Raw genomic sequence first — 25,008 nt, 5'->3', positions numbered from 1 at the left:
ACGGCTTTCGTTGCTCCCCTTTCTCCCACTGCCCGTAACTAACGTTTCGATCAGTCCCAATAGCTCCCCTATCCGTGTACCGGTTACCCCTAGGGCCAGTACGGTTTCGGTTTCTCTGATCCCGGTTTCGGTTTGCTCTCTGGTTTGGCTGCTCCCGGCTTTTCGCGAGTGGCCCTCGCTTGCTGCCCCGTCGCCGGGTCAGGCCTTCCCAAAGGTGGGTGTTCGGGGCGGGCCCTGGCTTGCCGTCGTGGGGCTCCGGGAAGCGGTGGGGTGGTGGCGAGTGAGCGCGGGTGTCGGCCAGAGGATGGCTGGGGGCATTGAAGGTAGGGGGCGCTGGAGGGGTTGGTGGTGGTGATCGGTATGGAGGGTGTGGTGGAGGTCTGGCTGAGATGAGCCAGGGCATCCCGCGCTGAGTGAACGGGGCGGTCTCGTTCCAGGGGTGGCTGGTCTGGCTACACGGAGCCGCCATCGTCACGAGTGGGTGGTGTCTGCGGCGAGCCCGACCAGGGGGTCTAAAGGTAGGTGGCGTCGTTCCTATCCGCTCGGTCTCTGGGTCGGAAGCGGCGCCCACCAAGACGTGGTCTGCAAGGTCGAGCCATGAGGCTGTGTGGTCCCCAGGGTCTCTCCGTTACCGGAGGTGCGGGGTGCCGCAGGCGGCCCCCGGCCTCGGGCGCGAGCGCCCTCCGCGGACCGTCTTCGGGGCGTGGCCGCCCGCTCAGAAGGTCGGTGCCGTCGGTTCAGTCGCTTCGCTCCTTCTCCTGGACGACGGCCCGGGCGCAGGTGACCTGCTCTGTTGTCCAGCAGCGAGGAGCGTCCTGCGGTGAGGTGCTGCCAGCGTTCCCGAATCCCGGGATCGCCCCGACGGCGGGGCGCTCCCTGGCAGGTGCATCGTCTCTCGACCAGCGGTCCATGCCCATGCAGCGCGGTGCGAGTCCCAGGCGCGGGCGACACCCGTGGAGGTGGTCCGGCCCGGGTCGTCTCCCAGGTGCTGGTGGCACCCGTGCGCCCACTCGCGATCGTCCAGTCGTCTCTCGCAAACGCCCCGCGTTCCAACTCGAAGGTGTCCCAGGGTCCCCTGTGGTCAGAGGTGCCTGCCGCGCTGGCGTCCGGTTCCTGATGCGTGGGTGCCGAGTCCACGGGGTGGGGGTCCGCAGAAGGTGTGCGTGCGCCATGTAGGTGACCCGTGGGTGCGCGCTCGCGTAGACCGTGAGGTGGTGCACGCGGCTGCGGGAGGGCGCCGCTCTGGAGGAGTCGACGGCAGGGAGCGCGGCAGAGCAGGGGGTCAGGGATGGGAGACAGCGCTCGCGCTGGAAACCCCCTCTACGAGGCGTGCTCCCATAGAAAGAAAGCAGGTGCAGCGCTCCCGGGAAGACGACAACGTGACAGGTTCCAGCGGAGCCAGACAGCGGTGCCCGTGGACCACCAGCAGGAGCACGACACCTGGTACTGGACCCCCGTCACGGAGACCTCGGAGAACGAAGGTGCCCGGGAGTCCCCCATGCGCTCGCGTGAGCTGCACCAGGAACGGAGGTGTCCGCGGAAGCCCCCACGAGATCGGCTGACGCCCGACACGTGAGAGGTGAGCGCGGGGTTGCCTTGGACCGCCCAGCCGGAGGGTCAGGGATGGGAGTGCACTCGCGGAGCTTGTCGGAGCGAGTCACCACAGGTGACCCACGGGTCCCGGCGGCACTGGTCCGCGCAGCGGCGTCATCCCAGGAACGAGACCTCATCCCCGTGGCGCTCGCGTAGGCGTGAAGACCCTGGGTCTACGTACGTACGTACCGGCATGAAGGTGACGACAGAGGCGCCTCACGGATACCCGTCCCAGGAGAGCACCACGTCGCCCCATCCCCTACGGGACTGCCCGTGCGTGCAGGAGTGCGGGAGGCGGCACCCCAGGAAGGTGACCACCCGGTAGGGCGCCACGAGCACAGAGGAGACCAAGCCGTCGGGCAGGCGGCGCTCGCATCCCCCTGACAGGTGAGCGCACGACACCCAGGCCTACGGCAACTCGGCATACGCCAGGAAGGTGACCACCGGGACGGGGAGGTGTCGGGACAGGGGGAATCGGAGACCGGGCGGCGGGACGCGCATGGGGAGGAGCGGCAGCGGCAGGGGGTGGCGACCCGGAATGGGGACGCTATGAAGCCCCGGTGGCGGCAGCGGAAGTGGAGGCGATGCGCGGGAGCGGGCGGGGCGAGCAGGTGCATGAGACAGCGGCAGGGCGGGTACGGGGGAAGGGCGGAAGTGAGACAGCGCGTGGGGGAGCGGGAGGAGCGGACAGGCGTGGAAGGAGCGGGTGCGGCGACAGGGCCAAGAGCGGAAGGGCGGAACGGCGAAGAGCGGGAAGTGCCAAGAGCCAGGAACTGCGGAAGGGCTGGGGCGGGGATAGGTGGACGGGAGAGTCAGGCGGGAAGGTGGAGGGCGCTGCGCTGGCGGAGATCACCTCCATGCCGCTCGCGCGGCGGTCGCCGGATGCCCTGCGACACCTCTGCACCGGGAGCGGCCCCGGACTCCGCGCGAGGGCTTTGGCGCCCTCGCGGCTCCTCACCTTTTCGCCGCCGCCCGCGCTCGCTTCGTCGCTGCCGTCCTCCCATCCCCGACCCTCTGGCCTCCGGCGGCCGACCTCGCCCACCCGAACCTCGTCCCGCTGCGCTCGGCTGTCCCGCTCGGCGCGTTGCCTCCTCGATCGGGCGGGGACGGGAACCGCTGCGCGGCGCTTCCCCGCCGGGGGCTCGGACACCTCGCCGCGGCTGCTTCCCCTCGTCATCGGTAACCGCTGCGCGTGCTGCTCGGGGCGCTCGCCCGCTGGCTAGGCGAGTCCCCAGTACTCGACGTACTCGTCGAGCTTCGCGGCGTCGCCGGGCAGGTCGAACGGGGCGAAGTTCAGCACGGCGTGGGTGTACTGGGCGCGGGCATGGAGGATGGCCGTCCGCACAATCTCCTCATTGGCGTCGACGATGAGGATCGCTCGAAGCGCCTCGTCACTCAGGGCCACGTCGTGATTCAGTGCCGCGTGACCAAGCTCCCACACGTCCGCGTCTGGCGGGCCGACGAAGTAGCCATCGATGCGGTGAGCGACGATGGTGCTGTTCGAGGCGCCGGGCCCCTTGGCGACGATCTCCCACTCGCACTCATCACATGTCGATGCCGTGGCGCGGAGGGTGCGACCACCCCAGTCGGGCACCTCGTGGAGCGCGGGGTAGTCGATAACCAGGCTCGTCGTGGCGTCAGGCACCCCATAGGAATCCCAGGGGACCGTCACTTCGGTGGCCCCACGCCGAACGGCCTCCTTCACGGCTTTGCGAGTCGTCGACCAGAGCCCCCGGCCGTCTCTGAGTCTCCAGCCCGCGGACGCCATCCACTGCGAGACGGAGTCGAACATCTCTTGCTCCCAGGGGCTGCGATGCTCGATGGCCTCCAGGCCGTCTTGGAACGCGGGCTTCCCATTCCGCCGGGAGAAGACGTGGTCTCCAGTCGATCGATCCAGCACCTCAAGGGCGTCGTCTTGACCGTCCCAGTAGGCGATGAGCCGGTCCGTCGGTGGCTCGTCACTTTGACGGCGCGCACGTGCAGTGCCGGGAATGCGAACGTCGATTCGGAGCGAATGCGACTGGCGGGGGACCGGCACGAGACCTGCTAGTGGGCTCTCGTCGAGGTAGTCCTCGGTGAAGATCGGTGCAGGCTTGAAGTCGGTCGGGGGCTCAGCTTGCCAGGGCTTGCGCCATGGGAGCGTGGGCTTCACCTCCTTGGCTGCGGCGATCGGCAGGCCCAGCAGTACCTCGGCGGTGACGCGCATCGTGTCGTCGGCGACGGACCGGATGATGCTGCGCGCTTGGGCCGACGCCGTCACGAGGGCGGCCTCTTCATCGCTGAGGTCTGGCATGAGCGTGAGGGTCTCGCGGGCGTTCGTCGTGCGCCAGTCTCCGTCGGGAGCGATCTGTCCGAGGACCTTGACCTGCGCATCGTCGACCATCAGCCAGCCGTCGTAGACATCCTCGGCGCCGTCGCTCGGGGTCATCCACTGGACGTCTTTCGAGTGCCATGCCACCTGGTCGAAGTGGGGGTGTCGGATGACGGCGGTCCGGACGGGGCGGGTGTCGCGCTCGGGGCGTTCGCCCGTCTCCTCGAATTCCTCCTCTGCCAGCTCCTCGAAGTCTTCGTCCGTTATGTCGTCGTACTCGTCGTAGCCGATGAAGGCGTCGCCGCGTCCGCTTTCGATGTTGCTGTGCCCGTCGTCCCAGGAGGCTGAGATGAGGTCGGAGAAGCAGAGGAGACCCATGACCTTCGACTTCCAGGCATCCATGGCCTCGTGGTCTTCTGGTGTCCACCAGATGGGCGGCTCGCCGATCTCGTAGGAGTAGTAGTCCCCGATCGAGTCGTTCCAGAACACGAAGACGTATCCCGCGTCGCTGTCGATGCGGAGGGCGTACTGGTCCTCGTCGATCTCGTCGTCGAACCTGCTGCCGATGGAGGGGTCCACGAGTAGGTGGCGGACGCTCGCTGCGCCTGCGAGGGCGTCCGTGTCGTAGCGGACTTTGACGGTGAACGCTTCGAGGGGGTCGACCCCTCCGGGGTTGCGGGTGTGGCGCTGGTACCCGTCCGGGCGCCCCTCGGCTGCGGCTTTCTCCTGGCGGGCGCGGGCGCGATCTTTGGCGCGGCGGTTCTTGGGCATGGGGTCCTCTCGCCTGACCACGCATCAGGTTCAAGGTCGAAAGCGGGTAGGGGGAAGCACTGCCTGGCTTTGACTCTGTCACCGTGGTGCGCTCCGTTGTGGGCGACGACCTTCACCCCGCGAGACCGTGAATGCTTGCGTGATAGCGCACGGCTGGGGAGGCGGCTGTGGTGATCCGCGCTAACAGGTTAGAGCCTTGCGAAGAACCTGTCGAGGGGACACGGAAATGCGCCAAGGTCGCCTCGCGCTGTCGCCCTGTCGGTTAGGGCAGCGTGACAGCGACGCACGAGGGCTCCTAGGATCAGACCTGCTGTGGCCACGATGGCGACAGTGGTCTACCTCTTCCCTGGGTCGCGCCGGGAGGGATGGGCTGGCCGAGGAGCTGCGCAAAGATCACCGCTGGGGCAGAGCGGGCGCAGGCCTCGACTTGAACACCGTGATGAACCAGAGGACCCCACCATGAGCGCGACGCGAGCCGAGCCGACAAAGTCCCCGTCGGGAAGCGAGCAGCATCAAGAAAAAGTGGGTCGCTTGCGGCAGGAGCCACTTCTCGCCGAGCTGCTGAGCGTCATCAGGCGACGTGAAGAGCTGGTGGAGAGTCGCCCCGGATTGGTGAACCGGCTCCGCCATGACGGGTGGTCGATGAATCGCATCGGCAAGCGCATCGCTGTCCCGACCCCAACCGTGGTCACGTGGAGTCGGGCCTCCGCTGTCCCGACTTCGGACTGGGGGCATGTGATGCCCGGCGCCTCGACGGAGGCTGTCGCGGCTTCGCTAGAGCGCGTACTGCTAGAGACCGATCGAGCAGGGGCGTGGAGGCAGCGACTCGTCGTGACCCTCCAGGGTCAGGGCTACTCGATACGCGTGATTGCCGACGCCTCTGGCATTGCTCAGGGGACGGTGCAGTACTGGCTCACGCACGATGGTCAACGGCCGAGGCCGGAGGCCGCCGCTCGATCGCGGGAGCTGGTGGCGATCGATGATGGCCGCCCGGCGGGCCGGGTGCCGTACGGCACCAAGGTCTTTTGCGAGCCGCCGAGCACGGGCGACTTTCCGAGATGGCAGGCGCTGCCGAGTGGCTCGACAGTGAGCGTGAGCGGGGGATTCGGGCAAGATGCCCGAAGAGCGCCGGGCCTGGCTCGACGCGTCCATGCCTGGGTGGGAGACGCTCTGGCCAGAGGCCCTTGATGCGGTTCGCCGAGCGCAACTGAAGAAGGGGACCGCGCCAGCGTCGAAGACCAGGCCCGAGGCCTCGTCGACCCCGAAGGGGCCGTTCGTGTCGGCCGCGAGAAGGGGCGTCCTCGCGGAGGTTCCCGATTCGGGGCGGTGGCTGGAACATCAACGCCGCCGTGAGGCGGCGGGCGAGATGCCGACAAGTGTGCGGGATCGCTTCGACTCCGCAATGCCCGCATGGCGCACCGATGACCCCGAGACGCTCGATGCCTCTCGCAAGGCAGAGCGTCGCGCGGCGCGGGCCCAGCGCCCTCGTCGCGAGATGCCTGCCCTGGCGGGGACGGCTGACCTCGATGCCCGGTTCCTGGCGGCTGCGCGCGAAGGGCTGCTGTCGAAGGAGAATGGTGCAGTGCGGTGGCTTCGAGCTGCTCGGAGGTTGGAAGCCGCGGCCCGGTTGGACCCTGAGCGGATTGCCGCCTATGGCGCGATCATGCCGAGGTGGCGCAACTTGTTTCCGGCCGGGCTCGACGGCGAGTGGCGGGTGCGTCATGGCCTCCCGCGCTCAGCTCGGAACCGCAGGGCGAACGCCCGCCTGACCACTGAGGAGCAGGCCCGTATGGACGTATTGGCCGCCCTCCCATTGGCCGCCAATGGCAAGTACTTGTCAGCCTCCCGGGGCGGATGGCTCTTCAGTCTCCCCTCGTTGCCGAATGGGCGGAGTTGCAACGACTTCGGCTGAAGGCCGGGAGGCTTCTACAGCCGACTGTGAATAGCTTCGACAACAGCGTTCCCGGGTGGCGCGATCCTGAGGGCCCGCCAGAGACACAGCCTGGCCCCGGCCCCGCTCCGGCCAGCCGTCAACAGACATCCCCAACGGTCGACACCCAAGACCGGCATGAGAAACCTAAGACGCCCGAGATTGCATTGGGGGCGCTGGCCGACGAGCTGATCTCAACCACGCGGTGGCAGTTGAGCCTCTACTTGTACGAGCGACGAAGTGCAGCCAAGACGCTCTTGAAGGAGCGCATGGGTACGACGCCGAGTGCCCGGTTGATCAACCAGCTCCGGCAGATCGCCGAGACCCTGAGTGGCACGGAGCTTGATCGCGAGGACTAGTTCACCTGAGGGGACACGGAAATGTGGACACGTGCCTGCCTCTCGGCCAGGATGGTCGGACGCTGCAACCGGAGGAATGAGCATGGCTGAGGAAGACGACGACTACGAAGTGTCCGCGCCCGAGGTGCAGCGGGTGGCAGGCGTGGCGGCGGAGACTGCCGAATACCTCCGTCCCTACATGGAGGCCGACGGCTTCGATTTCAGCGCTCCCCACACGATGGAAGAGCTGACGGCGGCGTACGACTCCGCGGTCAGCCGCGCGAATCTGTCGGCGTTCACCCCTCGGCGGCGGCGCGCCCAATTGCCGTCGAGCGGATTCACGTTGCCGTTTCGGCCCTGGAGAACGAGGGTGCTGACGTGGCTCGTGGCGCTGTGAACGTCTTCCAGCCGGTGACCGACAGTGCGGATGACCCGACCTTTGGCCAGGGCCTCGGCACGACACTCGGCTTTGTGGATCAACTCGCTGGCGACCCTAAGACCAAGGCGGCGGTGGCGCACTCGCGGGTGCGAATCGGTGAACGAGATGTCCGGAGGGTGGGTGACGACATCCTCAGCCGGACGCTGTCCGGAAGCGCCTCTGCCGATGCTGGCGAGATCGTCTCTCGGTATGGCGGCTTCATCGTCTTCGAGGCTGGTGTCTACGCCCTCCATGCCCAGCTCGTGAAGCTGGCGCGGGCGACTGACGCGAATGTCGACAAGGTCATCGACGACTTCTTCGCCGCTCAAGCCTGACTCCCATGTCAGACGCGAACGCCCGGCCCGATCCGATCGGCGGCATGACCCCTGCTGCCTTCCGCGTAGCAGTGGAGCTGATCTCGCAGGCGGTCGAGAGGCTGGAAACGCAAGGCTCAGATGTTGGGCTTGGGACCCTGGACGCCTTCACGTCGGAGGTGGCGACCGCTGATGACCCGACGCGGGGGAGGGCAAGGCTATTGCCCTCGGCTTTGTCGACGAGATCGCGGCGGCGCATGCGGATGTGCGCGCATCCAAGGTCCGCGATGGCAACAGCGCCGTGCGCGCTCTCGCGGAGTCGATCCTCCAGCTCGCGGGGACCGGCATGGCAGCCCGCACTCTCGGTCCTGAGACTGACGACGACGCCGAGACGCTCGTATTCGAGGCGTCGATCCTGGCGCTTCATGCCCAGTTCGACGGTGTCGCCGAAGCCACTGGGCGCGATGTCATAGAGGTGATGCGGCAGTTCTTCGAGGACGTTCCTGGCGCTCAGGTCGGCCGCGATCTCGGCGAGACCGTGGAGAGTCCCGAGGAGGAGCCACCCTTCCCCGAGGGTGCGCCTGCGCCCGCCGTCATCTCGCAGGAGGAGTTGATCGCCGAGCGGATGGCGATTGTTCGGCGACGAGACCCGAACTGGGCGCGCTACGGCTTCACGAACGACGAGCGCATGCAGTGGATTCTGGCTGGCATCCCACCGAACCAGGCCCCCTCGCGGCCGTCGCCCGCCACATCGGGAAAGAGGGCCAGCTCGTGCTCACCCCAGCCCTGCTCCGAGTGCCGCTCGACTCCAAGGGCGAGACTGCACTCGACCTCCTTCTGGCGGGTCACAACTCCGCCTACATTCAGCAGCGCTTGGAGACCCTCACTGGCATCCCCCTCAGCCCAGGGGAGAGCGCCTGGATGCAGCTCCTCATACCCGGTCCGAATCCGGTACGTCTGAAGTTCCTGGACGTCAAGCGTCTCCGGGGCACCGACACTCACCCGTCACGCGTCATCGAAGCTCACGAGCGATTCTCGGCCTTCAGTGCCAACGATGGCGTGCGGCTCATGGCTCTCGCGCTGGTCCAGGACCTCGCTAACGAGATAGCACTAGAGGGTCGCGGCCTTGAGGGCCGGGACGATGCCATCGTGGCGTTCAAGACCCTGGCGGCAGCGCACGGTATCGCACTGGATGACGCCCCGAACCTCCGTCGGCTGGCCCTCGCGATCCCTCGTGACCCGGATGTGGCCATGGCGGCCCGAGTCATTCTTCCCCTGTTCCTACCGGACCCTGGACGGTTCTTCTTCCACTCCAACGTGGACCACCATCGCGCGCTCTCCATGGCCGCCGAGATGCAGCAGCTTCCCGCTGTCTTCGACCTCTCTCGGCTTCCGAGCGAGACGGGGTTCGGGTGGCTCGCGGGGGACACGGAAACACCCGCACGGCTATTGGGCTGGGGTCGCGATCAAGACGGCGTGTTCATCGCCACGCTCATCGATGTTGCCGACTGGGTCGATGCCACGGGCGAAGAGCGATATCGGACGCCCACGGGGTACCGCATGCTCGTGGGCAACTTTGCCATGGGGGCGGAGTTCAACCCGCGGAACCAGGGCGAGGCCGAGGTCCTGGCAACCCTCATGGCATTCGTCGACGTCATGGAGCGTCGTGGCGACGCGGATGCCTCTTCCGAAAACGCCGACAACTCCAAAGAGCGCAAGCGCGAAAAACGGGCGCGGACCACTCGGGCCACGCCGCCAGTCAGGCTCATGTATGCCCGAGGCGCGTCTTCTGTCGGCGCACGAGCCCCCGGCGGAGGGAAGCTCCACCTGTACCGCTGGCCAGTGCGAGGGTTCTGGCGAAACCAGTGGTACCCGTCGCTCAAAGCGCACCGCATGATCTTCATCCAAGAGCACACCGCTGGCCCAGCGAATGCGCCAGTCCGGGGACCCCGTCCGGTCGTGAATGTGTATCGCGAGAACCCGAAACCGGAGAACCAGTAGGGGACACGGAAACGATCATCGCGGTCTCGCGAGAGGATGGTCCCGTGAGCAAGTTCGACGTCATCGGTGTGGGGGATGAGTCGTCGCCGAGCGCGCAGGTGGCGGTGGGCCGCTTCGACAGTGAGCCGGATGCGTACTCGGCGATCCTGGGCCGCCCGGGTGTCGCGGAGGCGATCGCTGCGGGGCGGGCTCCGTCGACGCGGTACATCGTGATGGAGTTCCTCGACGAGGACGATGAGCTGCCGTACGCGACATGGGTGCTGGCAAACGATGGGCGGATGCTCCGGCGCGACATCTAGCCGAATGGTCGTTGTGGGTCCCGGTCAATCCGCACGGCTCCGACTCACTTTGGCGGCGCTTCGGCGGAGAGGTCGCGAAGTGGCAGATGACCGTCCGCAGAGACGACGTTCTCTACCAGCCCTGGCCCTCCGCGACTCGGAGTGGTCCGGCCACCCGGCAATCGCTAGTCGAGGACCTTGCTAACTCGCTAGCATCTGGAGAGGTGGAGGAGGGGCAATGGGAGTCTTCGATGAGGCATTGCGCAAGCGCCTTGAGCAGCAGCCCGCGATCGATGCGGAAACCGAGCGACAGCGCCAGGCCGCGCGAGAGAAAGACGCCCACGATGTACGCGTCGCCCGTGAAGCCACGGACCTCTTCGAAGGAGCCGCGGCGTTCTTGGGCGCCGAAGATGTGCCCACGCTGCCGATCGTCAGCTACTCTCGCTACCCGCGCGCAGGAGAGTCCGCGTGGCGCTTCCTCGGGTTCGGCTGGGCCCTCGGGCGCGTGTGCGTATCCAGCGACGGCCGCGCGTCGGAGCTGCCCCAGATCAAGCCCTTCGGTAGCGAGTCCTTGGCGAGGTCAGGGGCCATCGCTTCGGCGGCAGGCGCTGGGCTCTCTGCCATCGAACGCCAACACCTAGAACGCTCGGATCAGTACATCGAAGTGGTCGGTCTCCAAGACCCTCCCCGGATGCCGCGCCGCATCCAGGTGAACGTGGTGTGGATGGACGAAAGTGCCGAGTACATCCCCACGTCCGCGTACCTGACGGAAGCAGTGGCGGACCGTGTGGCTCGTCACCGGGCCGCGCGGTAGCGTCGATTCTATGGGGGCGCAGGCCTCGATCGGGCCCCTCGCGACAAGATGGTCCCGTCAGCAAGTTCGACGTCATCGGCGCCGGAGACGATTCATCGCCGAGCGCGCACGTAGCTGTGGGCGCTTCGACAGCGAACCGGACGCGAACTCGGCGGCCCTGAGTCGCCTGGATGTCGCGGAGGCGATCGCCTCTGGGAAGGCACCAGCAACGCGGTACATCGTGAAGGAGCTTCTCGACGAAGACGATGAGCTTCCATACGCGACGCGGGTCCTGGCGAACGACGGGCGGATGCTCTGCCGGGACATCTAGGCGCACGCCGGGTGTCGGCGCTCTATCAGTGCTCCACGCCCACGCCGCCCCCCGATGAGTGCGTTGTCGCCGAACGACCCGCTCAACGGGGACACGGAAACGCCTGTCCATCGCCCGCGTGGCGGCCCTACGCTGATCTCACCCTGACCTGAAGGAGTCCCGCCATGGGCATGTTCGACGACATCCGCCGCTCCGACGTCGAGGAGACGCATGCCCGCGAGGAGGAGACCAAGGCTGCCAAGGCTGCTGCCCGCCGTGCTCGGCTGGAGGAGGTGTGGGCGCAGGCGGAGCAGATGGGCCGCGACGCCGCTGCTGTCCTGCACCGCGAGGGCGCCATCCCGACGGAGCCCGGATACGCGAAGCCGGATGGCTGGGGGGACTGTCAGTTTGTGGGTTTTGACCTCGGCGCATTCTGGGTTGACGTCGACGGCCGCATCATGGGCACCCGCCAGGTTGCTACCGGCTCGATGACGGGCAACGGAAGTCCCGGCTACCGCAGAGTCTGGGCGTACCTGACCATCGACGATCAGGGCGAGCGTCGTCTGTTCGACTTCTTTGAGTTCAACGACCACAAGGTGCCCACTCAGCGCACCGTCGACTACGACGAAGGCATTGACACGACCCTGGAGCAGGCGGTCGCGCGCCGCATCCGCGCTCTCCTCGGAGCCTGACCTCATGAGCCTCGATGACGCCATCGCCGCGGAGCGCGCTCGCCTTGCCCGTGAGCAGGAGGGCGCCGCGACGGCCGCCGACGCGCGCTCGGCGCAGGCGGCCCGAGATGCGGTGGTCTTCCGTCGCCTCCGTGACGACTTCATGCAGCGCGCTCGCATCCAGGTGGAGACGTTGCCGGTGGGCTTCTGGAAATGGAAGCCGGGGTTCGTGTCTACGGACAGGACCCTGCACGCGTGGGTGCCGCTCGGGCTGACGGGGTGGATGCTGACGCGGGAGGCGGCGCTGCTCGATGATGGCCGCGTGGTGGATGCGCGCCTGGTGGACACCTCGTCTTGGCGAGGGAAGGAGCGCTTCCGGAAGGGACCCACGCGCAGCATCGCAGCCAACATCTTCGTCGACTCGTACGACGGCACCCTGACGGCGAGTCTCAGCGGTGAGCGCCTGGAGGTCACTGCGGCCACGCTCCCGCGACAACCGATGACCGGGAATGCATTCGAGGCGTTCTGGTCGCAGCTCTTCGCGAGCGTGCTGGTCTCGGGAGTCGACGCGAGCTGACCGTCGCGCACCCCTGGAACTGCTATCCCGGTAGCGCCTGAGGGGACACGAAAAACGTCAGGCGTAGAAGCGAACGAGGTCGGCGATCGCGTGCCCGAGCACCTCGTCAAGCGGATAGCTGGTGGGCTGCTGCTCGGTGCCGGGCGGGAACTTCGCGGCGAGTCCCGGGGAGATGGTGCGCCCCTGGAAGCCGGGAAGGCGACGGTGGGTGGGCAGGAGCCTGAGCTGCCCGTCGAGCGTGGCGACGATGGTGTCGGAGCCTGCCGGGCCGTCCTCGATGATGCCGACCGTCACCGGCGTCCTGCGCTGCACCTCGGCGCGGTAGTCGCCGACCGTGGCGGCGAGGGGAAGCTCATAGTGGACCAAGCCACCCTCCTCGGCGAGGGCGAAGACCTGGAGGGGCCAGACGCCCGGCTTCGGGTGTCGGATGTACTCGGTGGGAGTGAAGTCCCCGTGATACCTGTCCTCGATCTCGTAGCTCGGCGTCACGGGGATACCGCGGGCGCGGAGGGCTCCGTCGACGTCGGCGAGGAGCTTTGCGAGTGGGGCTGCCGCGGCGGCGATGCGCTGGTGCCGGGTGGGCTGCTGCGGTGTGGCCAGCCCGTCGCCGATGAAGCCGTCGAGGGCGCTCATGATGGTCTCCTGTCGGCGGCAGTCGGGGCCGTCACGTCACGGTATCGGCGGTCGTGCCGCTTCCGCCAGAGGGGACCGGCATGAGTTGAGGGGGCCGCTCGACTTGAGCGATCCGCATGCCGTACGTGACGAAACCGCAAGCAACGTGTACTGTAGAACCATGAGCATCACGAATGAGCAGATCGGCATGAACGTCCGCAGCCTCCGAGGCAAACTCAGCCAGCAGGCGCTGTGCGATCTCCTCGCGGAGAAGGGCATCGACTGGGTCGGCGCCACACTCAGCCGGATCGAGACCGGGAACCGCGGCCTCCAGGCCAGCGAGGCCCCTGTGCTCGCCGAAGTCCTCGGCGTCTCCGTGACCGCGCTCTTCGACCTCGGCCAGGACGCCGACATCGTCGGGCTTGTCGACTGGCATGACGCCCTCGCCTCCGATGCCCGCACCCTGCATCAGAACGCCCGCGAGAACCTCGCCTCCCAAGCCGACCTCCGTGCGCGGCTCGCCGACGCGGTCGTCGACCGCGAGTTGTCCGCCGACCTCCAGGCCCGCGTCGACCAGGTGCTCGTCGGTAACCCGGAGCACGTCGCCGTCAACACCCTGAACCTCGGCTACTACCGGACTCAGGTGGAGTGCTCCTGCGGCACCTCCTGGTGGTACGGCATCCACGAGGGCGACCCGGAGTACGACCGCGCGAAGCGCGCGCACGAGGCGGGCGGGCCCGCGCCGGAGCTGCCGGGCGATCGCACGCGCATCGAAGTGACCTTGACGATCGAGGTCGACTCGTGGGCCGCGGCGCGGGAGTGGGTGGATGCCGTCGCCGTCCCCGGCACTCCTCAGTCGCTGTCGGGCGTCCCCACCGACTAGACCCGGCGCGAGGGGACACGGAAACCGCCCATGGTGTCGACGGCGTTCACCCGTCAGGTCTCTAGTCCCAGCCCGAGCGCTCTCGTACGATGCGGGGGTCGACGAAGGGAAGGCGCTCGTGTCGCTACAGGATGAAGCCGATCGCTTGAGGACGGCCGCCGCAGATCGCCGAGCCGCCGAGGCGCTGGCAGACAAGGCCGCATGGGATGCCGAGCGAGTGCAGCAGGATGCGCTCGGAGCAGAGTTTGTCGAGTGGCTGGTCGCGAACGACGTGCCCCCGGCGGAGCTGTTCACGATCACGAGCAACGACGATCCCGAGTTCACGTCGATGGACTACTCCCGCAGCCCGATCGGTCAGGCGTGGGGGTTCTGGCTGAACGGCAGCGAGTGGGTGGCGGTGACGACCGAAGGGAAGTTCATCGCAGTCGACACTGGGCCGTCCCAGCGCCTGGGGGTCTACCGGATCGAGCGCTTCCGCACGAACGAGAGTGATGTGGGCAGCTTGCGGCGAAGCGTCGTGAAGTTCATGGCCGAGTACCGCCCCTGAGGTTCTCCCATCCCCGACCCCCAGGCGTTGGTCTACTCGTCGAGGACGCTGTGCCCGGTCTCGTCGGCGTGCTGCTCGGCGGCGGGCCGGGAGTAGATGGCGTTGTCGTCCCACTTGCAGTCCTGGCAGGTCGCGGTCATGTCGGGTCCTCTCGTCGGGGTGGCTGCGCTGACCGTAGCGCGATTTCTAGATCGCCGCTTGGGTCTGGATCGCGTCTGCGCGGGGCGGGCGAAGCCGATGGTGACGCCTGAGACGGTAGAGCGGTTGGCGCCGTCGTCGGGGAGTGCCGGGGCGGCCGCGCTTGTCGGGCTAATGGGGACACGGAAACCACCCCGAGGGCTATTCCGGCGCCGGGGGCCGCGGCCGTAACGTGGTGCCACCCGACCAGAAAGGCCCTGCCCCATGAGCGCCCACGAGCCCCCGTACCGTTCCCTGCTGCACTACGACCCCACGGCCACCAAGGAGGGCATCGTCTGGATCGGCATGGGCACCGACCTGGCCCCGGTGTGTGGCAACCGCGACTTCATCAGCGTGACCGACCGCGTCGAGCTGACCGAGTGCGGGAACTGCCTGCGCGTGCTCGCCGCTGAGGGCCGGAGCGCATAGGGGACACGGAAACGTCCCGCAACGCCGCGAGCTGCGCGGGTCCCGGCGACGGGTGTCGCCTCCGGTAGCGTCGATGCCCGTGCCCGCCTCCTCGGGAGGGCATGTGGCGCCGCTTGGGGAAGTGGCGCCTGGGGGAGTCCTTCTGACCAAGGGCTCCCCTACGTCTCGGCCGAGGGGCGGGCATGGGCGTTCGCGTCAGCGCTGCTGGGCTGTTCCGCGCCGTGGCAGGATTCGGTCGAGCGCCTCGTCGGTGACGTCGAAGACGCGGACCAGGCGGACCTTTGAGTCGTTGCCGTCGATGACTCGGGCGATGCCGGGCGCGAGCTGCGCCTCCTCGTCGGCGATCGGGGTGTTCATGGGGAGGCCGATGACGTTCTCGGTGAGGGCGCCAGGGGTCTTGCCCATGAGGATGCGCGTGGAGAGGTTCGACATGGTCTGGGCCCACACGTGGCCGCGGACCATGCGGTCGTCGGTGACGATGAGGTGGATGCCGTACGCGCGGCCCATCCGGGCGAGGAGCCAGGTGTTCTCGGCGATGTAGTTGCGGGAGTCGGCGGAGGTTGCGATGACCTGCTCGGTCGTGAGGTTCTGGGCGACGAAGTGCTCGTGGAGGTCGGGCACGACGATGAACATGGGAGCGAGCTTCAAGCGGGCCCGGGTCTCGTCGGGGAGGGCCTCCACGCTGGGCACGTCCGGAAGCTCGGACAGGATCGCCCGGCGACGGGAGAACTCGTCGTGGATGTGCTCCATGTGCTCGGCGAGGACGCGGGGGCCGCTTGTCAGCGTGCCGTCGATCATCTCGGGACGGGTGCCGTCGGAGACGGTGATGGATGGGCGGTCGCGCCAGCGCCTGGCGACGGTGCCGTGAAGGTCGAGGATGTGGACGGTGGCGGGCTGGGCCCCGAAGGAGATCAAGGTCATCGCGGCGGCCTGGGCGATGATGACGTCGGCGGCGTGGTTCCTCCCGGTGTCGGTGACCCCGGCGATGAGGGCGCTCCCCCAGCCGCGGCCGATGGCGATCTCGGCGAGGGTCGAGGGGTCGTCCAGCAGGGGGCCGAGGAGGAAGGTGAAGTGGTCCTGGTGGACCTGCCCGTTCCAGCGCTCGACGTGTGTGGCGAGGGTGGCGTCGACGTGCTCGCGCTCGTGGGCGGCGTCGGCGGCGCGGAGCGCCTCGGTGTACTTCATCCCGGGGTGGGTGGCCATGATCTCGCGGGCGTGGCGGGTGCGGCGGTAGTTGGTGTTCACGGTGCTCTCCAGCTCTGACTCCGCGCAGTCGAGCGGGGCTCGACGTGAAGTGGGTGGTGCTCGCAAGGCCACCTGGTGGCTTGTTCCTCGTCAGCCGTTGTCGCGCGGGACAGGCCTCGGAAGTGGGGGCGCTTGCCGCCCTGCTACCAAGATAGCACTCGCGGAACGATTGCAACAACCTGCTACACTAAAGGTCTGCTAGCGCGGTAGCGCACACTCCCTGGCACGAAAGGCTCCTGCATGTCCATCCTCGACTCAGAGATCGAACCCGAGCTGATCGTTCCGTCGAACCCCTTCGGCTACGGCACCATGAAGCCGCGCTTCGAGAGCGAGGTCAAGGCGCACCAGATGACCATCCTCAAAGACGACGGCCTCTACCGGCACCTCAGCTTCCGGAACCCGGACAACGGGGGCTACTGGTTCGACATCCTCACCTGGCCCGGCTCCCTCGTCATCGCCGCCGACATGGGCTCCTTCACGTTCCGGCGCGAGCCCGACATGTTCGAGTGGTTCGGGACCGGCAGCTTCATCGAGTACCCGTACCTCTCGCAGAAGGTCGTCGCAGTCGACGCCCGCATGGGGCTTCGCGAGTACGACATGACGATCTTCGCCTCGCGCGTCCTCGACTACGTCGTCGAGCACACCCAGGAGATGCCCCAGGGGGACCGTCAGTCGGTGATCGACGATGTGCTCGCCCGCGTCATCCTCACCGAGGACTACGCCACCCAGTGCGAGGAGGGCGCCCGCGAGGCGATCCTCGACTACCCCGGCCTCAACGGCTTCCAGTTCGAGCGCGACGTCGACTGGAAGTTCGACGACTTCTCGGCCGCCTTCACCTGGTGCTGCCACGCGATCCGCCACGGCATCCTCGCCTACCGGGACGCCAAGACCGCTCCCGCCGCAGGCTCCGTCGAGTCGTGACTCCCGCGGCGCTGGTCCGACTGCTGCTCGGCGGGGGCTCATCCTCGCGGGTGCTGCTGCCGTGTGCTTCGTCGGCGTCAGCCATCTGAGCGCCACGGCGCCGGACGTCACGGCGCGCACCCTGTCGACCACTGCCGTGCAGGGCTACATGCGGGACGTGTCGGTCTTCGCGATCGGCGGACTCCTCGCCTCTGCGCTCGCCCTAGGACTGATGATCGCCGCAGTCCACGTAGCCATGACCAACGACGCCGAGAAGGAGCCCGCATGAGGGACACGGAAACGCTGACGCAGCTCTCGACTACGCAGGCCCGAGCGGCCTCCCACCACCAGAGGTTCCAGGTGCTCTACTTCCTGGCCGTCATCCTCGCCCTCTACCTGGGCTTCATGTGCGTCATGCTCGGGACCACGATCGACGGCTTCCCCGTGATGCCCGTCGGGCTCGCATTCGCGGCCATCGCCGGTGCCGCGCTGGGCAGCTTCCTGCGAGGCGCCCTCCTGGTCCCCAAGGCGCAGAACGCGATCTACGGACTCCTCAGCGGCGACCCGGAGATGGCGAGCGTCATCGAAGGCCGCGCAGGCGGCATCCTGATCCGAGCGGGGAAGCCCGCCGCAGGCCGCCTTCTGCTCGGAGTCGTCGCTGACGACGGCCGGTTGCACGTACTGGGCAGCGTCGCACTCATCCCAGGGGCCTCCGTGACCTCGGCCGAGTCGTACGCGACCTTCGAGCCCGCGGCGACAGAGGATGCATGGCCCGTGACCCGAAGCCCACTCTCGTGATCCTCGACGGGGACACGGAAACCCCAACCGCCGCGACCCTGGTCCTCTACCAGGTGCCCGACTCCGCCCCGAGTGCACCCGAGCTGAACGCGGACAGCAAGACTTCCGAGTCGGCTCCCGGAAGCTCGGCGGCGTCCGGAACCGCCATCGCCCTCTTCGCCCTCGCGGCCATCGCGCTCGTCGCGTGCATCGTCCTGAGTCGCGGTCAGGGCGGCGCCGGGGCCGTGATGACCTCCGCGGGCGACCTTCTCGCCCGCGCGGCCTGGTCGAAGGGCCTTGCGATCGTCGCCGCGCTTTCTGGCATCCTGGGGGCCCTGGCCCTCTTCGCCCACCTGCTCGCAGAACCCGGAAAGGCCGACTCGTGACCATCAATGCACCCATCACCCGCCATGGAGCGTCACGACTCAAGACGCTCCCCGCCCTCCTGTGCGCGATCGCGATCCTGGCCGCGGTGGGGTGCGTCCTCATGGTGAGCCACATCACCCACAGCGCCGCAGCCGCCGAGATCGCCCAGGACCGCGCCGACCTCGCAGCGGTCCAGACGGGTCATGCGGCAGTGCGCGTCGCGGCTGAGTCCGGCATCTGGCAGTTCGTCAACGCGCCCGTGGCCGCGGGCGTGCTGTTCGCAGTGGCGCTGGCCTCCGTGATCGCCGCCGGTGCCGTGTTCATCATCCGCGAGAACCGACGCATCGGATCGTGATGGTCACCGAGGTGCCGGAGCGCTCGCACGACGGGGACACGGAAACTCGCTGACGCACCACCTGGAGCCAGCCGTCTCGGCTGATCATCGACAAGAAGGACCCCATGGCCGCCCGTGACCCCGACCCGATCTGCAAACACCGTGACTCGCAGCGGCGGGTGACGAATCAGCCCGGCGACTACAACCCGAACCGCCCTCACCGCAGCACGTGGGTGTGCGCTCGGCGCGCCTGTGTCCTCGACGCCATGGCATGGGTGGAGCGCGGCACGGCGGAGAAGGCATTCGTCTTCGACACCAATCGTCAGATGGTCGACGCCTGAGGCCGAGCGCAAGCATTTGGCCGGGCTCGCCGTGAGCCGCCCGCGACCTAGGCCGCCGCGGGCTCCTCCGTTCCGCGGGTTCTCCCATCCCCGACCCGCTGGCTCCTGACGGGCCGCCGCCTGTAACGTACGAGCACGCTCCACGCTATGGAGCCAGACCGATCCGGGGGGATCATGCGCAAGACCATCACCGTCGCCACCATCGCGCTCCTGGGGATCGGGGCGCTCACCGGCTGCACTCACTCGATCAGCGACCCGGCGCCGACGAGGGCCGCCAGTGTCAGTGCCCACCTGAAGGCGCATCCGAACGATGTGCCCGCCTACGTCGACACCTCGCAGAGGCCGTTCATCGGCGACGGCACGGGGGCCGAGTCGATCGCCTTCACTCCGGCGACGGGGACGAAGAGCATCAGCTACTTCATCTCGTGCGCGTTCCCGAGCGCGTACTCCTTCGAGGTCTTCTCCGGGAAGACGAGCGTCCAGAAGGGCAGCGGGGGCGACTGCTCCGGCGTGAACCTCTCCGCCTACGGCACGGAGGTCGATGCCGCCAAGAAGCCGACGAGCATCACGGTGAAGGTCAAGGATGGCGACGCGTTCGAGGTGACGGCCTACCTCAGCGGGGACTCCATTTCGAACGGCTGACGAGCCCCTGAGGGGACACGGAAATCGCTCCAGATGCGACGAGTGTCTGAGGCGGCGTGTACTGTAAGACCAAGAGGTCGTGAGGGACACGGCCCGAGAGGACCATCATGACCACCACCGCCCTTCCGCACTACGACTGGACCGAGCACGAGAGCGGCCTGGACCTCGACTCCGGTGACGTCGGCGGTGACTACCAGGCGAGCGCTGCCGCCTCCCGCCGCTTCTGGCGCCAGCTCCCCGACGGGACGTTCTGCGTCATCACGAGCTACTACTACGCGACGCAGAAGTACTACGAGCTGGACGCCGAGGGCAACCGCACCGGCAGCGAGTCCGACGACGCCGAGTCGTTCGACAGCGCCGAGCGCTTCGTCGACATCGAGAACATGACCGAGTACCTCTGGTGCACGGATCGCGAGGACCCCGGCAGCACGGAGATCAACAGCAACTACAAGTACGAGTACCCGCTCGACATGGCTCTCGACAACGTGGACCGCGCGTGGGCGCTTGCGCAGGCGCAGGCGCGCATGGAGAGCGCGGCCGCCTACGACCTCTACGACGGCAGCTTCTTCCAGTAGCCGCGAGCGACCAGCCCGCCCCACGGGGCGGGCTTCGTCATGCCTGGGGTCGAGGCGGGGACTGTGCCAACTCGCTAGCAGAAGTGGACAGACCCGCCATGCGCGTGTACTGTAGCAATCGAAGGCCTTGAGGGACAGGGCCAGCACGAGAGGACACACACCATGCGCATCGACATCGCCGAGAACCTGCCCACCATCGAAGAGCTGTACGCGTCCGTGAAGGCCGCCGAGACCGAGGCGCACCGCGTCGCCCGCGAGGCGATCGAGGCCATGGGCAAGGCGCAGCGCCGCGCGAAGCGCATGGACGCTCAGCTCGACGGCGACGAGGCCGCCTGGACCATCGAGATGCTCCGCGACATGGTCGCCATCCGCAAGGCCGCCGCCGAGGCGGAGGAGCACCTGCTGCGCCGCGCGATCCAGACCGGCGCGCTGCACCCGCGCACGGCCGCCGAGATCACCGGGCTGTCCGTCGACGACATCTGGGCCATCGCCCGCTAGCCCCGCTTCGGCGAGGCGGCCCGGCGCCGGAGGGGGCCGGGTCGTTTCGCCGCTTCGCGCGGTTCTCCCATCCCGGACCCTCTCGCCCCGCGAACAAGAAGCCGCCCCGCCACCGAAGTGACAGGGCGGTTCGAGCGTGGCGGAAGGGGGCTAGTTCTCCTCCTCTTCCTCCTCCTCTTCTTCGGGCTCCTCCTGGGGATCGTCACCCTCGGCGCTCATCTCGTTGATGGCGATGATCTCGGCGTCCTCGGCGTTCTCAGCCTGGACGCTGATCGCCCAGATGCCGTTGAAGTGGTCTTCGTCGCCGCCGGTGACGGGGAGGTCGCCGGGGACGACGCCGACGGCGATGGGTTCGCTCTCGTCCCAGACGCCGAGGACGGTGAAGTCACCGAGTCGCGGGGTGGGCGCGCTCTCGGTCTCGGGCGCTGCGGGGATGACGTTGCCGTCGTCATCGAGGTCGAGGACGTCGAGCGCCTCGGACAGGAGGTCCTGGTAGGCGTCAATCTCGTCGTCGTTGCTGTCGCCCTCGGCGGCCTCCTTCGCGGCGGTGATGAAGCTCCCGATGTCGGTGCTCTCGTCGTCGAAGCTGAGGCCCTGGAGCGAGAGGGCGGTCTCGCACGCGTCGCGGAGGCTGCTGATGTGGGCGTCGTTGCTGTCGCCCTCGGCGGCGGCTTTGACGTCGGCGAGCTGCCCGCGCAGCTCGGTGATCGCGGTGATGGTGGCGATGGTGGCCTTGATGTCGGTCATGGTCTTGTGTCCTCTCGGCACCGTCCCTCGATGCCTTCTGGTCTTACAGTACATGAGGCCACCGACATTCGTCAGAGAGGGACGGCGCTAGTCGGCTAGCAGATGTAGACACATTTGCGCCGTGCATGTACTGTAAGGCTTGAGGCCGTGAGGGACACGGTCGAGAGAGGTCCACATGCCTGCCGCCACCACCCCCGCGACCAAGGTCATCACCCGCGACAACGTCGCCCCCGGCGACACTATCCACGAGCGCTGCCTCACCATCGTCAACGGCGAGACAGTCAGCGTTCTCCAGCCGCTCCGCGTCACCTTCGTCGACGGCGAGATGATCTGCGGCAAGTTCAAGGGCGACCGCAAGGAGCGCTTGATCTTCAACCCCGTCTTCGACGCCTGACTCGTCAGTGCGACAGAGCCCCCGCCGATCATTCGGTGGGGGCTCTGCTGCATGCGCGCACGAAGTGCCTGAGGGTCGAGGATGGGAGGGCGAGCGGAGCGGCAGGCGCCGCCCCCGAACCTCAGAGCTTCGCGAGCAGTTCCACCAGCTCCACCCGAGCGCCGCCGACAGTGACGACATCCTTCGCCGTGACGTAGAAGGTGCCCTCGGGCTCGTCGGAGTCGCAGCCGTCGTCGACGCGGTCGCGAAGGGGAGGCTCGACGATCCCAGCGAGGGTCTCGCGGATGGCACGGATGTAGGCCGTCCGCGACGGGAAGATACCCGTCAGGTAGACCTGCTGGACGTGGCTTCGCTGCCCGAGAGCTGCGGAGAGCTTGGTGCTCAGTACGGGCGCGGTGAATGCGAGCATCGGCTTCGCCATGGGGTTCCTCTCGAAGGCGCGTCCCTCACGCCTGGCTCTACAGTACACCCGTACAGTCGAGTGTCAAATTACGCCAGTTCGGAGATGCCGAGCGCGATCGCGTCCACCAGGGGTAGGCGCTGACCATCCCAGTGCGGATGGCTCTTCAGGCGCTCCAGGAACCCATCGGACAGGCCGTACGATTCCCATCCACTCGTCGGCGGCCGATACAGGGGGACGCCGTCTTCCGCGTACCAGAAGAAGTCTCGGAAGGTGATGCCCTGCGGGTGGCCGTAGCCGGGGTGCTCGACCCAGAGACCCTTGCTGCCCGGGCCAAATCCTGGGTAGTCGCCGCGCTTGTCGAGCATGTCCGGCTGGTACTCCGCGTGCAGGTAGGGCCATGCTTCGCCATCGGTGTTGAGCGCGAAGATGCGCAGGGGCCACGAGGGCGCCACGGGCTGGAGTCCAGTCGTCTCATCCCAGCCTCCCGTCAGCCGGAGCCATGTCGGCGTCGGCGCGATGCCCATGGACGTCAAGGCCGCCACCGTCTCGCGCAAGAGCTGCTGGAAGGCGGCCTCGTTGCGCGGATCGTGCTGCTCACGCACCTGCGGCTTCGCTGGCGCGGGAGGGACCTGGCGGGCGAGGTGGAGAGCGTCGTCGAGCGCGGACATGGAGCCTCCTGGGATCGGGTAGTGCCACGGTATCGGGGCCGCCCGTGGAGTCGCCACTGAGGGGACACGGAAATGAGACCCGTCACGTGACGGTGACGTGGATCGCAGGCTGGTGCGGCCAGTCGGTGATGTCGCCAATCTCGCCGAGGAACGTGTCGCCGTCGGCCGACTGGAAGACGATGCCGTCGCCAATCTCGTACTTCTCGGGGTGGTTGGTGCGGAAGTCGAGGTAGTCGTCGCGATCCTCGCGGCCCTCGATCTCGGCCGTGGTGAGCTTGGAGCGCAGCTCGTGGGTGCGGACCTTGCCGGGGCGGCGGGGCGGCAATTCCGCCGACAGTCGGGTTGGCCGGGTCGACGCCTGGATTTCCGTCCTGGCGGCCTCGTTTAGTCCGAATGCGTGCTGACGCCAAGAGGTGAGCAAGCGCGCGGTGAAGTCCTTGACTCGGGAGGCGCGCGCCCATCCGTCGTCGACGTACTGACTCACCTCGTCGGGCGTGTCGGGGAAGTCGTCGCCAGCATCCCCGGCCATGTAGGACGAGAGCCCTGAAGTGCCATCCGCACGAGACCAGGTCCATCCCGGCCCGGAGAAGAAGATCGTGAACCCCTCGGGCATCGGTGGGGGCTCGGTGCCCTCGGGGAGTGGCAGGGTGATCTCGAACCCGCCTCCCGTCAGTGACGGAGCAACGTCGGCGCGGGTGCTGCCCGCCATGAGGGCGTCGGCGACGGCGATGAGGATGTCCGACTCCGTGGCCGCGAGGTCAGACTTCATGGCCCACGCGACCGTGTCGGCGAACCAGCGCACGAGGGCCAGGTGCCCTTCCATGTTCATCTCCGCCTGGGAGTGACCGAGCTTCGCGGAGAACATGACCGGTGGGTAGTCGCCTTCTACCGCCGTCCCGGTGTGGTCGTAGATCACGGGCCACTCGTTTGACGGCGTGAAGCTCCAGCGATCCCCGGAGATCGACGTGAGGCTCGGCTTGTCGAGGAGGTGGGCGATCGGCGCCAGGCTGGGGCGGCCGTCGATGCCGCCGACTCGGAGTGTGAAGGACCCACCTCGGGTGGCCCCATGCTCCTGATCGGCGAGGCGGGTGGCTTCGGCGAGGCGCATGCCGGGGTGGGCGGCCATGATGGCGCGGGCGCGGCGGGTGCGGGCGGTGTTCTTGGACATGGAGTTCTCCTGCTGGGCTCCGCGCAGCCGAGCGGGTAGCTCGACATGAAGTGGGGTGTCTCGTGCACTGCCCCCTGGGGACTTGTCCGTCTTCGACCGTGTGCCGCGCGGGGCTGGGTCTAGGAAAGCGGGGCTTGTGCTGCCCGCTACCAGGATAGCGGCGCGAGGAGCGGCTGTCTACAGTACATATGCGGTGTCACATCAGACCGTCGAATGCCGCTCGAACGCCGGGCTCCAATGCTTCTCAATGGGGTGTTGACATCCTTGGCATAGCGTGTACTGTAGCAAGTGCGAGCCGAGGGACGGCGACCACGAGAGGACCATCATGAGCAACCTGACCGAGATCGAGAAGCGCCACCTCTTCCCCCTGCTCTCCGAGTGCCGCAACGCGATCGGACAGTGGATCGGCGTCGATGTCGCCGTCCGCCTCCGCGCCCTGGCCGAGACGCCCACGGAGCAGACGTGGGCCGACGCTCGCAGCATCATCGTCGCCGACGCCACGGTTCCCGGCATCAACTCGACCCTGTGGCAGATTCTCCTGGCGGAGACCAGCTACGTCTCCGGCATCCCTTCTCGCGAAGAGGTCTTCGCCGCCCTGGAGTGGGCAGCCACGGCGAACCGCGCGGCGCTCACCGGGGAGAGCATCGCTGTCGCCTGATCGCCCCGATCGTCGTCGAGACGCCCCGTCACCTCTGAGTGGCGGGGCGTTCGTCATTTCCGCCGCATGTCCACGTGCTGGAGGCCGCGCACTGGGTGCGGCTCCAGAGCGGAGCAACACATGGACGCCATCTGGACCACCCTCGGCGGGCTTATCGGCAGCGCGGGCATCGGGGTCATTGTGAGGGAGGTCCGGCTCCTCCTGAAGGACCGGGCTGACAAGGCGCTGGAGCGGGAGCGGCTGGCCATGGAGTGGGAGGCCATGCAGGACGACGACAAGGCGATGCGCCTGGCGCTCATCCGGCACGGGCGGGTGTAGCGCGCCGTTGGCTTGCCGGGT

31 protein-coding genes are annotated in these 25,008 nt (G+C 67.8%); 24 read left to right on the top strand and 7 right to left on the bottom strand.

The features are described from left to right. Positions 1–2,812 precede the first annotated feature (2,812 nt). A complete protein-coding gene (locus QUE79_RS22400; RefSeq protein WP_286347277.1) occupies positions 2,813–4,675 on the bottom strand; it encodes a hypothetical protein in 1,863 nt (620 codons plus the stop codon). 1,114 nt (positions 4,676–5,789) lie between these two features. Between QUE79_RS22400 and QUE79_RS22395 the strand changes: the two genes are divergently transcribed. The 9 genes from QUE79_RS22395 (at position 5,790) to QUE79_RS22355 (ending at position 12,305) form a co-directional block, all read left to right on the top strand. Beyond that, positions 5,790–6,587: a hypothetical protein gene (locus QUE79_RS22395; protein WP_286347276.1), complete on the top strand. Its 798-nt coding sequence runs from the start codon at positions 5,790–5,792 to the stop codon at positions 6,585–6,587. 459 nt (positions 6,588–7,046) lie between these two features. Next, a complete protein-coding gene (locus QUE79_RS22390; protein ID WP_286347275.1) occupies positions 7,047–7,340 on the top strand; it encodes a hypothetical protein in 294 nt (97 codons plus the stop codon). Further along, entirely contained in the window at positions 7,337–7,696 is a 360-nt protein-coding gene (locus QUE79_RS22385) for a hypothetical protein (protein WP_286347274.1), read from the top strand. Before QUE79_RS22390 ends, QUE79_RS22385 begins: the two co-directional genes overlap by 4 nt. Positions 7,697–8,021: 325 nt before the next feature. Further along, positions 8,022–8,636, top strand: a complete 615-nt coding sequence (locus QUE79_RS22380; RefSeq protein WP_286347273.1) for a hypothetical protein — start codon at positions 8,022–8,024, stop codon at positions 8,634–8,636. Further along, positions 8,597–9,676 carry a hypothetical protein gene (locus QUE79_RS22375; protein WP_286347272.1) on the top strand — a complete coding sequence of 360 codons (1,080 nt, stop codon included), beginning with the start codon at positions 8,597–8,599 and terminating at the stop codon, positions 9,674–9,676. The genes QUE79_RS22380 and QUE79_RS22375 overlap by 40 nt, the downstream gene beginning before the upstream one ends. Before the next feature lie 44 nt (positions 9,677–9,720). Continuing rightward, positions 9,721–9,975, top strand: a complete 255-nt coding sequence (locus QUE79_RS22370; protein WP_286347271.1) for a hypothetical protein — start codon at positions 9,721–9,723, stop codon at positions 9,973–9,975. A gap of 217 nt (positions 9,976–10,192) precedes the next feature. After that, positions 10,193–10,768: a hypothetical protein gene (locus tag QUE79_RS22365; RefSeq protein ID WP_286347270.1), complete on the top strand. Its 576-nt coding sequence runs from the start codon at positions 10,193–10,195 to the stop codon at positions 10,766–10,768. Between the two features lie 474 nt (positions 10,769–11,242). Continuing rightward, positions 11,243–11,749, top strand: coding sequence for a hypothetical protein (locus tag QUE79_RS22360; protein WP_286347269.1), 507 nt, complete (start codon positions 11,243–11,245; stop codon positions 11,747–11,749). A gap of 4 nt (positions 11,750–11,753) precedes the next feature. Next, entirely contained in the window at positions 11,754–12,305 is a 552-nt protein-coding gene (locus QUE79_RS22355; RefSeq protein WP_286347268.1) for a hypothetical protein, read from the top strand. A gap of 57 nt (positions 12,306–12,362) precedes the next feature. Here QUE79_RS22355 and QUE79_RS22350 read toward each other — a convergent pair whose 3' ends face one another. Next, positions 12,363–12,938, bottom strand: coding sequence for a hypothetical protein (locus QUE79_RS22350; protein ID WP_286347267.1), 576 nt, complete (start codon positions 12,936–12,938; stop codon positions 12,363–12,365). Positions 12,939–13,098: 160 nt separating this feature from the next. On the opposite strand from QUE79_RS22350, the gene QUE79_RS22345 reads away from it, so the two are divergent. The 3 genes from QUE79_RS22345 to QUE79_RS22335 all read left to right on the top strand — a co-directional run bounded on the left by QUE79_RS22345 (position 13,099) and on the right by QUE79_RS22335 (position 14,953). Further along, positions 13,099–13,800: a helix-turn-helix domain-containing protein gene (locus QUE79_RS22345; protein WP_286347266.1), complete on the top strand. Its 702-nt coding sequence runs from the start codon at positions 13,099–13,101 to the stop codon at positions 13,798–13,800. A gap of 145 nt (positions 13,801–13,945) precedes the next feature. Beyond that, on the top strand, positions 13,946–14,347 hold the full coding sequence (locus tag QUE79_RS22340) for a hypothetical protein (RefSeq protein WP_286347265.1): 402 nt from the start codon (positions 13,946–13,948) through the stop codon (positions 14,345–14,347). A gap of 402 nt (positions 14,348–14,749) precedes the next feature. Beyond that, positions 14,750–14,953: a hypothetical protein gene (locus QUE79_RS22335; protein WP_286347264.1), complete on the top strand. Its 204-nt coding sequence runs from the start codon at positions 14,750–14,752 to the stop codon at positions 14,951–14,953. 195 nt (positions 14,954–15,148) lie between these two features. Here QUE79_RS22335 and QUE79_RS22330 read toward each other — a convergent pair whose 3' ends face one another. Then, entirely contained in the window at positions 15,149–16,198 is a 1,050-nt protein-coding gene (locus QUE79_RS22330) for a hypothetical protein (protein ID WP_286347263.1), read from the bottom strand. Between the two features lie 240 nt (positions 16,199–16,438). Here QUE79_RS22330 and QUE79_RS22325 point away from each other — a divergent pair, with 240 nt between their 5' ends. The 9 genes from QUE79_RS22325 (at position 16,439) to QUE79_RS22285 (ending at position 20,631) form a co-directional block, all read left to right on the top strand. After that, on the top strand, positions 16,439–17,119 hold the full coding sequence (locus tag QUE79_RS22325; RefSeq protein ID WP_286347262.1) for a hypothetical protein: 681 nt from the start codon (positions 16,439–16,441) through the stop codon (positions 17,117–17,119). A gap of 61 nt (positions 17,120–17,180) precedes the next feature. After that, on the top strand, positions 17,181–17,387 hold the full coding sequence (locus QUE79_RS22320; protein ID WP_286347261.1) for a hypothetical protein: 207 nt from the start codon (positions 17,181–17,183) through the stop codon (positions 17,385–17,387). Further along, entirely contained in the window at positions 17,384–17,896 is a 513-nt protein-coding gene (locus tag QUE79_RS22315) for a hypothetical protein (protein WP_286347260.1), read from the top strand. Before QUE79_RS22320 ends, QUE79_RS22315 begins: the two co-directional genes overlap by 4 nt. Further along, a complete protein-coding gene (locus QUE79_RS22310) occupies positions 17,866–18,261 on the top strand; it encodes a hypothetical protein (protein WP_286347259.1) in 396 nt (131 codons plus the stop codon). The genes QUE79_RS22315 and QUE79_RS22310 overlap by 31 nt, the downstream gene beginning before the upstream one ends. After that, positions 18,258–18,596: a hypothetical protein gene (locus QUE79_RS22305; protein ID WP_286347258.1), complete on the top strand. Its 339-nt coding sequence runs from the start codon at positions 18,258–18,260 to the stop codon at positions 18,594–18,596. Before QUE79_RS22310 ends, QUE79_RS22305 begins: the two co-directional genes overlap by 4 nt. A 104-nt stretch (positions 18,597–18,700) precedes the next feature. Beyond that, positions 18,701–18,916: a hypothetical protein gene (locus tag QUE79_RS22300; RefSeq protein ID WP_286347257.1), complete on the top strand. Its 216-nt coding sequence runs from the start codon at positions 18,701–18,703 to the stop codon at positions 18,914–18,916. Between the two features lie 174 nt (positions 18,917–19,090). Next, positions 19,091–19,558 carry a hypothetical protein gene (locus QUE79_RS22295; protein ID WP_286347256.1) on the top strand — a complete coding sequence of 156 codons (468 nt, stop codon included), beginning with the start codon at positions 19,091–19,093 and terminating at the stop codon, positions 19,556–19,558. A gap of 107 nt (positions 19,559–19,665) precedes the next feature. Further along, a complete protein-coding gene (locus tag QUE79_RS22290) occupies positions 19,666–20,133 on the top strand; it encodes a hypothetical protein (protein WP_286347255.1) in 468 nt (155 codons plus the stop codon). Between the two features lie 162 nt (positions 20,134–20,295). Next, a complete protein-coding gene (locus QUE79_RS22285) occupies positions 20,296–20,631 on the top strand; it encodes a hypothetical protein (protein WP_286347254.1) in 336 nt (111 codons plus the stop codon). 150 nt (positions 20,632–20,781) lie between these two features. Here QUE79_RS22285 and QUE79_RS22280 read toward each other — a convergent pair whose 3' ends face one another. Continuing rightward, a complete protein-coding gene (locus QUE79_RS22280; RefSeq protein WP_286347253.1) occupies positions 20,782–21,378 on the bottom strand; it encodes a hypothetical protein in 597 nt (198 codons plus the stop codon). Between the two features lie 175 nt (positions 21,379–21,553). On the opposite strand from QUE79_RS22280, the gene QUE79_RS22275 reads away from it, so the two are divergent. Continuing rightward, a complete protein-coding gene (locus QUE79_RS22275) occupies positions 21,554–21,772 on the top strand; it encodes a hypothetical protein (protein ID WP_286347252.1) in 219 nt (72 codons plus the stop codon). A gap of 121 nt (positions 21,773–21,893) precedes the next feature. On the opposite strand, the gene QUE79_RS22270 is transcribed toward QUE79_RS22275, so the two are convergent. The 3 genes from QUE79_RS22270 to QUE79_RS22260 all read right to left on the bottom strand — a co-directional run bounded on the left by QUE79_RS22270 (position 21,894) and on the right by QUE79_RS22260 (position 24,011). Beyond that, entirely contained in the window at positions 21,894–22,193 is a 300-nt protein-coding gene (locus QUE79_RS22270) for a hypothetical protein (protein ID WP_286347251.1), read from the bottom strand. Between the two features lie 68 nt (positions 22,194–22,261). Next, on the bottom strand, positions 22,262–22,843 hold the full coding sequence (locus QUE79_RS22265; RefSeq protein ID WP_286347250.1) for a hypothetical protein: 582 nt from the start codon (positions 22,841–22,843) through the stop codon (positions 22,262–22,264). A gap of 82 nt (positions 22,844–22,925) precedes the next feature. Further along, positions 22,926–24,011, bottom strand: coding sequence for a hypothetical protein (locus QUE79_RS22260; protein WP_286347249.1), 1,086 nt, complete (start codon positions 24,009–24,011; stop codon positions 22,926–22,928). A gap of 325 nt (positions 24,012–24,336) precedes the next feature. On the opposite strand from QUE79_RS22260, the gene QUE79_RS22255 reads away from it, so the two are divergent. Then, positions 24,337–24,669 carry a hypothetical protein gene (locus QUE79_RS22255; protein WP_286347248.1) on the top strand — a complete coding sequence of 111 codons (333 nt, stop codon included), beginning with the start codon at positions 24,337–24,339 and terminating at the stop codon, positions 24,667–24,669. A gap of 120 nt (positions 24,670–24,789) precedes the next feature. Further along, the gene (locus tag QUE79_RS22250; protein WP_286347247.1) at positions 24,790–24,987 is read left to right on the top strand and encodes a hypothetical protein; all 198 of its coding nucleotides are present in this window, start codon (positions 24,790–24,792) and stop codon (positions 24,985–24,987) included. Positions 24,988–25,008: the final 21 nt, after the last annotated feature.

This window comes from Frondihabitans sucicola, from assembly GCF_030296615.1.
Classification (GTDB): domain Bacteria; phylum Actinomycetota; class Actinomycetes; order Actinomycetales; family Microbacteriaceae; genus Frondihabitans; species Frondihabitans sucicola.
This window is presented reverse-complemented; position numbering and strand designations above follow the sequence as displayed.

Excerpts from the sequence above, each read along its gene's own strand:
- QUE79_RS22400 (WP_286347277.1), bottom strand. The coding sequence starts at position 4,675 with ATGCCCAAGAACCGCCGCGCCAAAGATCGCGCCCGCGCCCGCCAGGAG.
- QUE79_RS22395 (WP_286347276.1), top strand. The coding sequence starts at position 5,790 with ATGCCCGAAGAGCGCCGGGCCTGGCTCGACGCGTCCATGCCTGGGTGG.
- QUE79_RS22390 (WP_286347275.1), top strand. The coding sequence starts at position 7,047 with ATGGCTGAGGAAGACGACGACTACGAAGTGTCCGCGCCCGAGGTGCAG.
- QUE79_RS22380 (WP_286347273.1), top strand. The coding sequence starts at position 8,022 with ATGGCAGCCCGCACTCTCGGTCCTGAGACTGACGACGACGCCGAGACG.
- QUE79_RS22375 (WP_286347272.1), top strand. The coding sequence starts at position 8,597 with ATGCAGCTCCTCATACCCGGTCCGAATCCGGTACGTCTGAAGTTCCTG.
- QUE79_RS22365 (WP_286347270.1), top strand. The coding sequence starts at position 10,193 with ATGGGAGTCTTCGATGAGGCATTGCGCAAGCGCCTTGAGCAGCAGCCC.
- QUE79_RS22360 (WP_286347269.1), top strand. The coding sequence starts at position 11,243 with ATGGGCATGTTCGACGACATCCGCCGCTCCGACGTCGAGGAGACGCAT.
- QUE79_RS22355 (WP_286347268.1), top strand. The coding sequence starts at position 11,754 with ATGAGCCTCGATGACGCCATCGCCGCGGAGCGCGCTCGCCTTGCCCGT.
- QUE79_RS22350 (WP_286347267.1), bottom strand. The coding sequence starts at position 12,938 with ATGAGCGCCCTCGACGGCTTCATCGGCGACGGGCTGGCCACACCGCAG.
- QUE79_RS22345 (WP_286347266.1), top strand. The coding sequence starts at position 13,099 with ATGAGCATCACGAATGAGCAGATCGGCATGAACGTCCGCAGCCTCCGA.
- QUE79_RS22335 (WP_286347264.1), top strand. The coding sequence starts at position 14,750 with ATGAGCGCCCACGAGCCCCCGTACCGTTCCCTGCTGCACTACGACCCC.
- QUE79_RS22325 (WP_286347262.1), top strand. The coding sequence starts at position 16,439 with ATGTCCATCCTCGACTCAGAGATCGAACCCGAGCTGATCGTTCCGTCG.
- QUE79_RS22315 (WP_286347260.1), top strand. The coding sequence starts at position 17,384 with ATGAGGGACACGGAAACGCTGACGCAGCTCTCGACTACGCAGGCCCGA.
- QUE79_RS22310 (WP_286347259.1), top strand. The coding sequence starts at position 17,866 with ATGGCCCGTGACCCGAAGCCCACTCTCGTGATCCTCGACGGGGACACG.
- QUE79_RS22300 (WP_286347257.1), top strand. The coding sequence starts at position 18,701 with ATGGCCGCCCGTGACCCCGACCCGATCTGCAAACACCGTGACTCGCAG.
- QUE79_RS22295 (WP_286347256.1), top strand. The coding sequence starts at position 19,091 with ATGCGCAAGACCATCACCGTCGCCACCATCGCGCTCCTGGGGATCGGG.
- QUE79_RS22290 (WP_286347255.1), top strand. The coding sequence starts at position 19,666 with ATGACCACCACCGCCCTTCCGCACTACGACTGGACCGAGCACGAGAGC.
- QUE79_RS22285 (WP_286347254.1), top strand. The coding sequence starts at position 20,296 with ATGCGCATCGACATCGCCGAGAACCTGCCCACCATCGAAGAGCTGTAC.
- QUE79_RS22280 (WP_286347253.1), bottom strand. The coding sequence starts at position 21,378 with ATGACCGACATCAAGGCCACCATCGCCACCATCACCGCGATCACCGAG.
- QUE79_RS22275 (WP_286347252.1), top strand. The coding sequence starts at position 21,554 with ATGCCTGCCGCCACCACCCCCGCGACCAAGGTCATCACCCGCGACAAC.
- QUE79_RS22270 (WP_286347251.1), bottom strand. The coding sequence starts at position 22,193 with ATGGCGAAGCCGATGCTCGCATTCACCGCGCCCGTACTGAGCACCAAG.
- QUE79_RS22265 (WP_286347250.1), bottom strand. The coding sequence starts at position 22,843 with ATGTCCGCGCTCGACGACGCTCTCCACCTCGCCCGCCAGGTCCCTCCC.
- QUE79_RS22260 (WP_286347249.1), bottom strand. The coding sequence starts at position 24,011 with ATGTCCAAGAACACCGCCCGCACCCGCCGCGCCCGCGCCATCATGGCC.
- QUE79_RS22255 (WP_286347248.1), top strand. The coding sequence starts at position 24,337 with ATGAGCAACCTGACCGAGATCGAGAAGCGCCACCTCTTCCCCCTGCTC.
- QUE79_RS22250 (WP_286347247.1), top strand. The coding sequence starts at position 24,790 with ATGGACGCCATCTGGACCACCCTCGGCGGGCTTATCGGCAGCGCGGGC.